The 13,053-nt window shown below is 39.8% G+C and carries 14 protein-coding genes; 7 read left to right on the plus strand and 7 right to left on the minus strand.

All coding sequences use genetic code 11. The features are described from left to right. The 3 genes from pilV to ispH form a co-directional block, all read right to left on the minus strand. Complete coding sequence (gene pilV, locus SE27_RS00655; protein ID WP_039619956.1) at window positions 1–525, minus strand: type IV pilus modification protein PilV; 525 nt, start codon at window positions 523–525, stop codon at window positions 1–3. Continuing rightward, window positions 522–1,091, minus strand: a complete 570-nt coding sequence (locus tag SE27_RS00660; RefSeq protein WP_039619958.1) for a pilus assembly FimT family protein — start codon at window positions 1,089–1,091, stop codon at window positions 522–524. The genes pilV and SE27_RS00660 overlap by 4 nt, the downstream gene beginning before the upstream one ends. Before the next feature lie 160 nt (window positions 1,092–1,251). After that, a complete protein-coding gene (gene ispH, locus SE27_RS00665) occupies window positions 1,252–2,202 on the minus strand; it encodes a 4-hydroxy-3-methylbut-2-enyl diphosphate reductase (RefSeq protein WP_039619960.1) in 951 nt (316 codons plus the stop codon). A 134-nt stretch (window positions 2,203–2,336) separates the two neighbouring features. Here ispH and gmk point away from each other — a divergent pair, with 134 nt between their 5' ends. The 6 genes from gmk (at window position 2,337) to bfr (ending at window position 7,201) form a co-directional block, all read left to right on the plus strand. After that, window positions 2,337–2,960 carry a guanylate kinase gene (gmk, locus tag SE27_RS00670; protein ID WP_039619962.1) on the plus strand — a complete coding sequence of 208 codons (624 nt, stop codon included), beginning with the start codon at window positions 2,337–2,339 and terminating at the stop codon, window positions 2,958–2,960. 76 nt (window positions 2,961–3,036) lie between these two features. Beyond that, window positions 3,037–3,318, plus strand: a complete 282-nt coding sequence (rpoZ, locus tag SE27_RS00675; protein ID WP_039619963.1) for a DNA-directed RNA polymerase subunit omega — start codon at window positions 3,037–3,039, stop codon at window positions 3,316–3,318. A 217-nt stretch (window positions 3,319–3,535) separates the two neighbouring features. Continuing rightward, window positions 3,536–5,641 (plus strand): RelA/SpoT family protein, encoded by a 2,106-nt coding sequence (locus SE27_RS00680; protein ID WP_039619965.1) that lies wholly within the window; start codon window positions 3,536–3,538, stop codon window positions 5,639–5,641. 68 nt (window positions 5,642–5,709) lie between these two features. Then, entirely contained in the window at window positions 5,710–6,096 is a 387-nt protein-coding gene (locus SE27_RS00685) for a RidA family protein (RefSeq protein ID WP_039619966.1), read from the plus strand. Between the two features lie 162 nt (window positions 6,097–6,258). Next, complete coding sequence (locus SE27_RS00690; protein WP_039619968.1) at window positions 6,259–6,453, plus strand: bacterioferritin-associated ferredoxin; 195 nt, start codon at window positions 6,259–6,261, stop codon at window positions 6,451–6,453. Window positions 6,454–6,736: 283 nt separating this feature from the next. Next, window positions 6,737–7,201, plus strand: a complete 465-nt coding sequence (gene bfr / locus SE27_RS00695; protein ID WP_039623708.1) for a heteropolymeric bacterioferritin subunit Bfr — start codon at window positions 6,737–6,739, stop codon at window positions 7,199–7,201. Between the two features lie 129 nt (window positions 7,202–7,330). Here the strand turns inward: bfr and SE27_RS00700 are convergent, their stop codons facing one another. Further along, complete coding sequence (locus tag SE27_RS00700) at window positions 7,331–8,968, minus strand: PglL family O-oligosaccharyltransferase (protein ID WP_039619969.1); 1,638 nt, start codon at window positions 8,966–8,968, stop codon at window positions 7,331–7,333. Between the two features lie 224 nt (window positions 8,969–9,192). On the opposite strand from SE27_RS00700, the gene SE27_RS00705 reads away from it, so the two are divergent. After that, entirely contained in the window at window positions 9,193–10,407 is a 1,215-nt protein-coding gene (locus SE27_RS00705) for a glycosyltransferase family 4 protein (protein ID WP_039619971.1), read from the plus strand. Here the strand turns inward: SE27_RS00705 and SE27_RS00710 are convergent. The 3 genes from SE27_RS00710 to SE27_RS00720 all read right to left on the minus strand — a co-directional run. After that, a complete protein-coding gene (locus SE27_RS00710; protein ID WP_227504620.1) occupies window positions 10,404–11,486 on the minus strand; it encodes a glycosyltransferase family 4 protein in 1,083 nt (360 codons plus the stop codon). The genes SE27_RS00705 and SE27_RS00710 overlap by 4 nt on opposite strands. A 33-nt stretch (window positions 11,487–11,519) precedes the next feature. Then, window positions 11,520–12,614 (minus strand): UDP-galactopyranose mutase, encoded by a 1,095-nt coding sequence (gene glf / locus SE27_RS00715; protein ID WP_039619974.1) that lies wholly within the window; start codon window positions 12,612–12,614, stop codon window positions 11,520–11,522. Next, window positions 12,611–13,053 (minus strand): hypothetical protein (locus SE27_RS00720; protein ID WP_227504621.1); only part of this gene is annotated, 443 nt, incomplete at its 5' end. The genes SE27_RS00720 and glf, both read right to left, overlap by 4 nt.

Here is a 13,053-nt window from a genome sequence, read left to right on the forward strand (position 1 = left end):
TTAAAATGCCTCCATAACTAAACATTTAGAATCAGTGACATATGTACCAGTAGTAGTATCAACACAACTACTAATATCTGATGCAGTAATATTCGCCCCCCCCCATGCAACATAGATACAATTCAAAGTACTCTTTACACAATTTGCAACAATTATTGTTTGTCCGTGATCAGAAGTCTTAGCTAAAACTTCTGTAGCATCATGTTGCGCCATTGTGGCGGAATCACATTTAGGAATGGCTAAGTTTTTAGGAGTTGTAATGTCATTTGTACCTATACACGTATCTACTGAAACATTACCGTTAATCGCCTCCTTATAATCAGATAATGCTGTGCGATTTACCCGCATACGTTCAGCCAAATCTCGAGCAGTATTCATAGCAACTGTATGTTCAGTTGCTTCCTGAGCAGCATCCATTGCTCTTAATTGCAAAGCAGCAAATCCTAAAACCCCTAATGCAAGTATGAGTAAAGCCACTAATACTTCTATCAAACCGACACCTTGTTGAACCTTCTTATTAATCATGAGCAAGTATCCGATGTAATACTATCTACAGTCCCAATTTTTGAGACTAAAATTGTTCGACTTTCACCAAGGTCTGCATTACAAATCGTAAAAGTTAAAGGGACGATTTCTTCTATTTTTTCTGGATTACCAACTGGATCAGGAAGCAAATTAGGGTCATCATCATAATTAGGATTATCAATCATTTTTGTTCTTTGTTTTGCTGTTCCCAGTCCTGAAAAAACAACATCAATAGCATCGCTTATTAGCTCAATATCATCACGTGGTGAAATCCAAGAAAACGATGTTGCTGTATTAGCTGGACAGACAATCTTCGTCTCGGCTGTAATAGAATCTGTTTCTGTTGGGCAAGTTAATTTAAGCGTGATAGGTTTTCGCAAAGAAATTGCCTGACCTCTCGTTTCACCAAAAATCAAAGCAAAATCTCTTGCTGTTGTATCCAATTGTTTTCTTGCAACCAAATCCCCAAAAGAAGGCGCAGCCATCATTGCAATAATCGCCATTACCGCAACGGTCACCATCAACTCAATTAAGGTGAACCCTTGATTTTTTTTTGTTTGCTGCATACTCCCCCCAGATAACAAAATTTTACCCTATTAAAAATAATACCTAACTTAATTACAAACTAAACACATAAAGGATAAAAGGCATAAAAAAACAGATAATTGCCAAAATACAATTACCTGTCAAATTAAGAATTTAAAGAGAATGTTACTTCTTTAACAGTTATGCCTGAATTACAGAGATACGTAACTCTTTCGGCAAACTAAAGGTAATATTTTCTTCACGCCCTGCAAGTTCTTCTGGTGCTTTAGCACCCCAATCTTGTAAACGTTGTATGACTTGTTTGATTAAAATTTCTGGTGCAGATGCACCAGCAGTAACCCCTATTTTAGTCTTTTCATTGAACCATTTTTGATCCAGTTGGTCCGCATTATCGACCAAATAAGCCTGTTTGCCCATACGTTCGGCAAGTTCACGTAAGCGATTTGAATTTGATGAATTTGGCGAACCCACCACTAAAACCACATCACATTGATTGGCTAAATCACGCACAGCATCTTGACGGTTTTGCGTGGCATAGCAAATATCATCTTTACGTGGCCCTTGAATATGTGGGAATTTAGTCCGTAAAGCATCAATCACTTTGGCAGTGTCATCAATCGACAAGGTGGTTTGCGTGACAAAAGCCACTTTTTCAGGGTCTTTAACGGTCAATGCAGCAACATCCGCTTCATCTTCAACTAAATAAATTTCCCCACCATTTTTTTTATCATATTGTCCCATGGTGCCTTCAACTTCTGGGTGACCTTCATGACCAATTAAAATCGCTTCCGTACCTTCACGGGCATATTTGGTCACTTCAATATGTACCTTGGTTACCAGTGGACAAGTTGCATCAAATACTTTTAACCCGCGACGTTCAGCTTCAATTTGCACGGCTTTAGATACGCCGTGTGCGCTAAAAATCACAATATTATCATCAGGTACTTCGTCTAACTCATCGACAAAAATCGCCCCACGCTGACGTAAATCATCCACAACAAATTTGTTATGCACCACTTCATGGCGCACATAAATGGGCGGATTAAAACACTCAAGTGCACGATTAACGATCGCAATGGCTCGATCAACACCTGCACAAAACCCCCGCGGATTGGCCAATACAATTTCCATAAGACCCTCAATGTTCACTCAAATTTAGCTTAAACCAGATGAAATAAATGCAAACAAACCACGATCAGCTCTTTAGTTTGCCGGTGGTCTGCTCTAAAATAGAGAAGATATTTTATCATATCAGGAAAAATATCATGTCGGGTCTCTTGTTTGTCGTTTCTGCTGCATCTGGAACAGGCAAAACATCTCTTGTTAAAGCCCTACTTGAGCGTGTCAACAATTTGCACGTTTCCGTATCTCATACCACTCGCGAGCAACGCGCCGGCGAACTCGATGGCGTGCATTATCATTTCTCAAGCAAAGAAGACTTTCTTGCCTTAATGGAGCAAGGTGGTTTTATTGAATGTGCCGAAGTGTATGGTAATTATTACGGTACCGCACAAGCCACAGTGCAACAGCAATTGGCGCAAGGCCATGACGTATTGTTGGAAATTGATTGGCAAGGTGCCGAGCAGGTGCGCAATCTTTTTCCCCAATCAAAACAAATTTTTATTTTACCGCCAAGCCAGTTTGATTTACGCCAACGTCTTTCCAACCGCGGAACAGATTCGGTTGAAGTGATTGAGCATCGTTTAGGTTGTGCGGTTGAAGATATGCAGCAATATAGCAACTTTGATTATGTCATTATTAATGATGACTTTAATAAAGCCTTACACGACTTAGAGTGTGTGATTATTGCCAATCGCTTGGTGCTGGCGCAACAATCTACCCGTCATCAAAAACTAATTGAAGAATTAATAACTCCTATGCCAGAGTGATTAAACCTTGAGTCTGTAGGCAAAGCCTTTTATACTATTCAGTCTGTTCAAATTTACTACTCAAACGAGAATTCTTATGGCACGCGTAACCGTTGAAGATTGTTTAGACCATGTGGACAACCGCTTTGAGCTTGTACTAGTGGCAAGCAAACGCGCGCGTCAATTGGCACGTCAAGGTATCGAACCGACTGTAGAGTGGGATAACGACAAACCAACCGTAGTGGCTTTACGTGAAATTGCGGCTGGGCATGTGTCTAAAGATATTTTAAAACAACGTGATCAAGATTATCAAACTTCAAGTCTTGACATGGCACTTTCTGCAAACAACCTGAATTTAGATGGTTTTTCTTTCCAATAAAAGAAAAATCCACGAAAAGCCTAGTTTTTAACTAGGCTTTTTTTATGGGATAACTTTTATATTTGTTCAATAACCGTTATAACATAAGGGTAGAGATTGTTTGTGCAAGCACGATCTTTATATTTTAAAATGAAACATGGACAAGTCGCTCAATATGTTTTTCATTCAAGGACTCGCGATTTAATTTGTAAAACTTAAAGTAGTAAAGGTGTCATATATGCCAGGCCCACAGGTCAGTCAAGCCAGACAACAGCTCAAAATTATTATCGACGCTTATTTAGATGCAAGCGATGTCGAGCGCGTTCTTGTGGCTTGTGATTATGCAGATCAAGCGCATGATGGCGTCACACGCAAAAGTGGTGAACCGTATATTCTGCATCCGATTGCAGTCAGCAGTATTTTATCGCATATGCGCCTAGATACTGAAACCCTGATGGCGGCGTTATTGCATGATGTGATTGAAGATACCGAGTTTAGCAAAGAAGATATTACCGAAAAATTTGGTCGCACTGTGGCTGAACTGGTCGATGGTGTGACCAAACTGAGTCACTCTAGTGACAAAGCCTATAACAAAGCGGCCTCCTTTCGTAAGATTCTACAGGCAACTTTACAAGATCCGCGCGTAATTATTATTAAGCTGGCCGATCGTTATCACAACATGACCACCTTGGAATCTTTACGCCCCGACAAACGTGCGCGGATTGCCCAAGAAACCTTTGATATTTTTGTACCGATGGCGCGTATTGTCGGCATGAATGAAATGGCAGATAATCTTGAGCATCTGTGCTATCAAAACCTTGATTTAGATATGTACAACGGTGTTCAACAGGCTTTATTACAAACCAAGCCCAAACGTTGTCAATATCAAAGTTTGTGGGAAAAAAATCTGACCGATCTGCTGCAACAGCATGAAATTAGCGGGCGAATTAAAAAGAAAAATAACAATATTGAATTACTGCGTCACTTTGTTAAAAATGACATTAATCTGCAAGAACTCACCCATAGTCATGCTTTTGAAATTATTCTACATAGCATTGCCGACTGTGATCGTTTGGCTGAAATATTACGTGAAAACTTCCAAATTTTGCATTATGAAGATCATATTCGTCGCCCTCTTCCCGGCGGTAATCAATCCTTAATGATGCGCCTGAAAGGCGAAAAAACCACCTTATCGCTGACCATTCAAACGGAATTGATGCGTAAAGCTGCGCGTTTTGGCGTAGTTTTGGGTGAAAATGCACCGCAAGCCTGCCGATCGGCCATTCAAGCGTCTATGCAAAATCTCAATGTTTTGGTGGATGGTGCCTGTGCCAAAACCACTTTTAGCGAACTACTAGATTATTTGCATCAAGAAAAAATTTGGGTGTATACGCCACACGGTCAACTACATGAACTGCCGCAAGGGGCAACAGCGGTTGATTTTGCCTATGCTGCCAGTTTGTTTTTAGGTAATCATGCAGTGGGTGCCAAAATTAACGGCGCATCTAAACCGCTGTCGACGCCACTCACGAGTGGCCAAGTGGTCGAAATTATTACTGATGTTTTGGCCACGCCTAATCCGGATTGGCTGAGTTTTGTGAATACGCAAAAAGCGCGTCGTGCTTTACAGAATATCTTGCGTGATCAAGATTTAGAAGAACAGCAATTGGTGGGTCAGCAAGCGTTAAGCCGTGCATTAAAATTGTTTAATCGCTCTTTAAAAGACTTAACCGATGCTGATTGGATTGATATTTTACAGTGGCGTCATATTGACTCAAAAGAGCGCTTATTTGAACAAGTTGCTGTGGGTGATTTATTGCCGCAGTTAATTGCCAATCATTTATATGCACAACATGAAAGTGTCGATACCGTGTATTCCACCCGCCTTATTCAAGGCACAGAAGGCGTCGATGTGAAATATGCGCATTGCTGCAATCCGGTGCTGGGTGACCCGATTCAAGGGCATTTATCGCGCCGCGGTTTGATTGTGCATCGGGCGCGCTGTCATAACTTATTGCATGAGCAGCATTTGCACCCAGAGAATATTATGCCACTGCACTGGAGCGCAGAGGATATTGATGATGTCAGCTTCACCGCTTATTTAAGCATTGATATGATCATGAATGATGAACAAATCTCTGAATTGATTTATCAGTGCCGTAAAGCAAAAACAGGCGTAGAAAGCGTACACAGTGATAACGATAAAACCTACGTCAATATCGTGGTGCATAATCGTCAACAAATAGCGCAAATCATCCGCGATTTACGTATGCATTTTGGTTTTCCACGTATTAGCCGTTTGGCGCAGCCTGTGCATATTTCCGAAGCCTCTAAAGCCAGTTAATCTTAACCTCTGCCGATCATGCGTTAATCTCGCATGATCGGAGCAGAAGATCATCTCAGGAGAAATCAATGCCCCGCCAAGTTATTCATACTGAAAATGCCCCTGCCGCGATTGGCACCTATTCCCAAGCGATTTTAGCTGGCAATACACTGTATCTTTCAGGACAAATAGGTTTAGATCCGTACAGCATGGAATTGGTGGTGGGGATTGAGGCGCAAATTCGCCGTGTATTTGATAATTTAAAAGCCGTCTGTGAAGCAGCCGGTGGCACATTGGCCGATATTGCCAAGCTGAATATTTTCCTCACCGATTTGGGTCACTTCCAATTGGTTAATCAAATTATGGGTGAATATTTTGCTCAGCCCTACCCCGCGCGTGCCGCATTAGGCGTGGCCAGCTTACCTAAAGATTCCTTGGTGGAGATGGATGGTATTGTGATTATTAATACCCCATAATCAAATAGTTAGAAATCTATATAAAATACCACCGATCAGGTGGTGTTTTTTTATTCAAAAACCCAATCAAAATAATCAACGTTTAAATCGAATTTTGATTGACAAATGATAACAATTATCAATAATATTACTTATCTCATTTCACTGTTGTGGACAGCCCTCATGTACGTTTGCTTATGTCGCGGTATTACCGATCAAGATATTAAAGATGCCGTCAGCAATGGCGCTGAAAGCTATCGTGCAGTGCGTGATTTACTCGATTTGGGTACCTGTTGTGGTCGCTGTGCCCCAGAAGCTCGTGCCATTATCAGTGATGAATTGTCCGATATTGCTGCCCGCATCTCTTTTGCAGCCTAAGCAATTCATTTACGCTGTCTTATTCACATCTATCAATATTTAACCGCAGTACCTGATTCGCTTTCTGCTGCATCTTCAACCGCAGTACCTGAGTGGCTTTCTGTTCCATCTTTAAGCATACTTTAGATAACCTCCTTTGCTGCAATCGCGCTTGATTGCGATTTTCATTTGCTGTTCAAGAAATCACTCGCCATTCTTCAGCTTGTTGTTTAAGATCAAGACAATGATGATTTTTATTGCCGAACATTTGATTTCGGCAAAAGCAATGAATGGAGTGCTTACAATGAAAGGCAATCGTGAGGTCATTAATCAATTAAATCAGGTGCTATATCAGCATTTAACCGCCATTAATCAATATTTTCTGCATTCACGCATGTTTAATGACTGGGGAATTGAGCAGCTTGGCGCAGCTGAATACAAAGAATCGATTCGTCAGATGAAACATGCCGATAAAGTGATTGAACGTATTTTATTTTTAGAAGGCTTACCCAATTTACAACATTTAGGCAAACTTTATATAGGTCAACACACGGTAGAAGTGTTGCACTGTGATGTACGTAAAGTTAAAGAAAATATTGAAGTCTTACAAAATGCGGTGCGCTCGGCCGAGCAACAACTCGATTATGTCACCCGCGATCTGCTCCAAGAAATTCTGGAAAAAGAAGAGGAATACTGGGATTGGACCACGACACAGCTAGATTTGGTTGAAAAAGTGGGCGTGGAAAACTATATTCAAAGCCAAGTTTAAATTCAGCCTGTACAAGCGGAATTTTTTATCGGTCAGTTAAAGTTGTTGATTAATCACTCATTTAAAAAATCTGCTTGATTGAATTAAAAAAACAGCCCGTTTATCAACGGGCTGTTTTACTTTAAAGTTTTACTGATTAGGCATGGGTGGGGCTAAAGATGCATAATCCAGATCGACTTGGTGCAATTGTTTTAGCAACCAAAGCTGATGACGGGCTTCTTTCTCTTGACCATTAAACGCCAGCACTTTGGCATATTTTATTAAGTCGTATCGGGTTGGATAGTTCAGTACGATTTCTCTAATCTGTGTCAATTCTTGATCGCTGACAGTGCTATAAGGATTCATACGAATCCATGCGATGCGTCGATTGAACTCTTCGAGCAGATAAATTTTATCCTGATTGGTGATTTTTTCAGGACGGTGTTCATAGCGCACTGATTGATTCAGTTTCGGCACCATCACTTCATAATCTCGATAAATGCCCGCCAATAACAACACGCCTAAAATGAAGGTCACTTGTAGATAACGCGGTGATAAGCCGATACTGCGAATATTAGTATTTTGTGATTGCACCACCCCCAAAATAAATCCCATCGGCAGCAAGAAATAAGCATAAAATAACGGAAATTCGAGCATGCCGTGTACCAACACCACGCCTAGCATTAAAATACCGATTACTGATTCTACAGAATTGACCTGCTTATTCAGCTGATAGCCCCAATAGCCGAAATAAGCCAAAAAGGGCAAACCCACCAATAAGCCATTCCATAAAATAAAGTCGATGACAAAGTTATGTGCACTGCGGATCCAGACTGGCCCCTGCGCATGATCGCTGACCAAAGTATAAGCGACACTGGTTTGATGCCAACCGTAGCCAAACCATGGACGATCGCAAATGGCATACAACATTTGCTGCCAAATAGCCAAACGCGACATATCGCCTGTTGCGCGTTCCGCCACGGTTTTGGTTTGAGCAACCTCTATAGTGGTGATATCCCCAATCCACTGCGTAGCAAGCGGTAACAGCAGAATAAAGCCCACAAATAGCATAAGCCATGCCAACGTATAATAATATTTTAGACGGATATAGCCTTTATATTGCTGATATGCGCCATAGACTAAAATACACAGACACGCCAACCATGAGGTACGCGATTGGCTTAAAGCCACTGCAAAAATAATTATCAGCGCACACAGGCTTAAGATGCTCGTTTTTATTTTTCGTGTTTCATATAAATATAAGCAACCCATTAATGCCATGAGCAAAAAAGTCGCCATATTGTTGGGTTGGGCAAAATTAGCAAAAGGTCGAACTGCATTTTGCATATCGACCATACCGGGGATATAGGCATCTAACGTTAACCACTGACAAATCGCGATGACTGCACTTAAGGTTCCCGTGAGTAGCAGTACCGTACTAAAGCCAGTAAAAATCTGCTGCCGATCAAACTGAGTTTGGGTCAAGTTATAGCCCAAAACCATACACAGCCAAAATCCAAAGACAAAAATTGCACTCAGCACAGCTTTATCCAAGAAGAATACTTCACCACAAAAATATTGCAGCAGAGGAATCAGTGCCAGTAGCAATACGGGCAGACTCATGACTGGAATTTGGATTTTTTCTTTTAAATAAATGGCGGCTAAAGCAAACAGGGATAAAAAGGCGTATAGCTCACCGGTATAGGTGACCCAAGGACGGTAATGAATGGGCAGAAGCCATGCGAGAGAGATAAAAATACTGGCAAGAAGCAGCAAAAAGAATTTCATGATTAAATCAGTGAAAATAGAATGACTGTATGATAATAAAAAAGCAGATCAAATGATAATCTGCTTTTTTATTTAGCTTAAGAATGCATTAAGGCGTGTCCCTAATTTAAATATAAATATTTTTATAATTTTCTGATATTTAGTATTAAATTGGATACACTAAAAATTGCAGGCAGAGCAGCTGAAAGCTTGTTCCTTTTATTCGAGTATTTAGGCTTTTCGTTATGGCTCAAAAAAAAACAGTATTAGTTTTAGCATCAACTTATCCACGTTGGGCAAATGACCACGAGCCTGGGTTTATTCATGAGTTGTGTAAAAGGCTAAGTGCGCAGTTCAATATTATTGCATTAGTGCCTGATGCTATAGATGCTGACCCAAATGGCATGTTAGATGGTGTGTATGTAGTTCGTTACCACTATGCGCCTAAGAAACTACAATCTTTAGTCAATAATGGCGGTATCATCAACAATTTAAAAACATTTTGGTGGAAATGGCTACTTGTTCCCAGTTTTCTGATAGGGCAATATCTTGCAGTTAAAAAAATTTTGAGTACGCAAAAAATTGATATTATTCATGCACACTGGTTGATTCCACAAGGTTGGATTGCAAGCCGATTTTACAAACAATTCAACATCCCTTATGTAGTGACCTCACATGGGGGGGATTTATTTGGACTACAAGGTCGTGCACTAACTAAAATAAAAAAGAAAGTGGCGAAAGAAGCAACTGCAATGACTGTGGTCAGTCAGGCAATGAAAGACTATTTAGAGCAAATATCGATACAACCCAAAATTCTTGAAGTAATTCCAATGGGAGTAGATTTACGACATCGCTTCACGCCTAACCCAAATATTCAACGCCGTGAAAATGAACTACTTTTTGTTGGTAGACTCGTACCTAAAAAAGGTCTCAATTTTTTATTAGATGCCTTATCCCTTTTAGTGAGAGAACATCCTGAATTGCGTCTAAATATAGTCGGGTTTGGACCTGAAGAATCAAAATTAAAACAACAAGTTATGCAGTTGAATCTTGAAAAACATGTCAATTTTTTAGGTGCATTATCGCAAGATAAGTTACCTGAACTTTATCATCAAGCGACTTTGTTTGTGGCGCCTTTTGTGCGAGCAGATAACGGTGATCAAGAAGGTTTGCCTGTTGCGCTGATGGAAGCCATTGGTTGTGGTTGCCCAGCTGTAGTCGGTCATGTGGCTGGCATTGAAGATCTATTAGGTGATGACGTTCAGCATATTGCAGTCAATCCACACAATACCCAAGAATTGGCATCTGCCATTTTAAAAGCGTTAGATGAACCTGTATTGGCAATCGAAAGGGCTATGAGAATTCGGCATAATGCCATCGAACACATTGATTGGGACAGCGTGGCAAATGCCTATGCACGCATTTTGGCTAAAAGTATGGAGTCTTCTACGAAAGTTTAAGTATTAACTTTTAAAGATGCGATCACAGGCTCAATTCCCTTGATAATCGTCCGCCAATCTTGAATTACAACCTCAGCGCGCACAGGATGTGTAATTTGATGTTTTAATTTATCTGCTAAATCTTGCTGATCACCTGCTTTAAATAAAACCTGTGGTGTTGTTGAAAATAGATAATTCATTTCACCAATACTCGCCACCACAACAGGTAGATGACACGCCAACATTTCATAGGCTTTTTGTGGAAAGCAATACCGACCAAACGGTGTATCCAAGATAGAAATAATGCCTACATCTAAGGCTTGGAACAACGTGGCGATTTCATGATGCGGTAAAGCACCTAAATAATGAACTCGATCCCCTATAGGAGGTGGGTAGTCTTGTTGAAATGGACCTGCAAGGACTAAATGCACATTGGGCATCTCATTCTTTATCTGTTCCCAAGCGTTATAAATCACCTCTACACCTTTGTCTTTATACAAACCGCCAGCAGTGCCGATATATTGTATATTGGGCAGTAAGCCGAGTTGCTTTTGAGCATCTGATTTATTTCTATGACCAAAGGTTTGCAGATCTACAGTACTCGGCATCGAAATGACCTGACCTTGTGCCGCATAATCAAGTTTCACTAAATCTGCTAGCGGCTGGCTTGTTGTCGTGACTAATTGCGCTTGGCAAACTGCCTTACGTAGAAGTTGCTTCATACCCGGAATTCGAGCTTGTCCAAACCCTTCAAAATTATCATATAAATCTGCCATAAAAGGCTTATTCAGTTTTTTTGCGCACCAAGCACCCCAAACAATATGAGGAATATCTGACGCTGTAATAATGATATCGGGCTGATATTGTTTTAATTGCTGTAGCAGCAAAAAAGGGTAAGACAATATGCCCGCTTTTTTTAAACCGATATAACTTTTTGAATGCCAAATGAGCTGTTTATGTTCATCTGATTCATCCCAAGTGCCTTCATTATGCGATTGATAGCTCAAACAAAAGCATTCAACTTGATGTCCTAGGTGCGCCAATTGATTCGGAATTTCATATAAACGTGCATATTTGTCCAAAATGACATCTTTAGACATGTATTGTCGTTTACATAAAAATGCGATTTTCAATTATTTTTTCTCCAAAATTTTATCAACTGCATTTAATGCAGCACCCACCACTTGATCCATATTGTAATAGCGATACTCTGCCAAACGACCGACAAAAGTCACGTTCTGTTCTTCATCTGCAAGGGCTTTGTATTTTTTCAACAAGGCTTCATTTTCATCACGAGGAATTGGGTAGTAAGGGTCACCTTCTGTGGTTGGATATTCCCGAACAATTGAGGTGGCAGGATGTTGCTGTCCAGTCAGGTGTTTAAACTCGGTAATGCGGGTAAACTCATAATCATTGGGGTAATTGATAGTACCCACCGATTGATAATGCTCGGTATCGGCAAGGTATTCATGCTCAAAGCGCAAGGAGCGATAAGGCAATTTGCCAAATTTATAGTCGTAAAATTCATCAATACAACCTGTACAAACCAAATGGTCATATTGCCTATCTTGTTTGAGCCAATCTTTATAGTCTGTAGCCAATTGCACCTGAATTTTGGGATGCTTGAGGATATTCTCAAACATCGCAGTATAGCCATGTAACGGCATCGCTTGATAAGTATCAGTAAAATAACGATCATCAGTATTAGTACGCGTTGGAATACGGGCAGCAACACCTGCTTTAAGTTCAGATGGATCTAAACCCCATTGTTTTTTGGTGTAGTTTAAGAAAAATTTTTCGTATAAATCACGACCAACTGTGTTTAAAACAACGTCTTCACTACTTTTAACATGTTCTTTAGGCTCACGGACTTTTTCAAAATATTCCGCTGCCTGCTCTTCGTTAAGGTCTAAACCATAAAGCTGATTTAAGGTATCTCGGTTAATTGGGAATGGATATGCCTGCCCATCTACTACACCAAGTACCCGATGTTCATAAGGTCGCCACTCAGTAAATTTTGAGAGATAATTAAAAATTCGTTCGCTATTGGTATGGAAAATATGTGGGCCATACTGATGAATTAAAACACCGTGTTCATCTTTTACATCGTAAGCATTACCAGCGATATGGTTACGTTTATCTAGCACTAATACTTGGTGTCCTGCTTCTACGAGCTCTCGAGCTACAATTGAGCCTGCGAATCCTGCGCCGATGATTAAAAATTTCATATTTTTATTTTTCTATTTAACCTGCGATAAACAATCATAATTAAATTCATAAAAAAATTACTATAAAACCCAAATAATAAATATAAATTAAAATATAAACTATGCTTCCTAGATTGAAAAATCACTCTATCAACACCTTTCATATTTCCAGATTTACTACTTAGAAATTCCCATTCCTTTTTACAATATGCAATTGATTTATGACGAATTAAAAAAGAGAAGTAAACTCTAATAAAATAAATATAAACAATATAAAAGATATCATTTTTTTCAAAGTTATCAATATAGCCTAAAAGAATCTTTTGAAGACTATTAATATTTCTATCTATTACAGAAGGAGCTAAGCTTGTAGTTATACTATTTTCTCTTTGCCTATAACCATATAAGGATTCATCAATAATATACATTTGATGCAACTCTAGATAGATATAAGGAATAG

Origin of the sequence: Acinetobacter harbinensis, from assembly GCF_000816495.1 — a bacterium.
Classification (GTDB): Bacteria; Pseudomonadota; Gammaproteobacteria; order Pseudomonadales; family Moraxellaceae; genus Acinetobacter; species Acinetobacter harbinensis.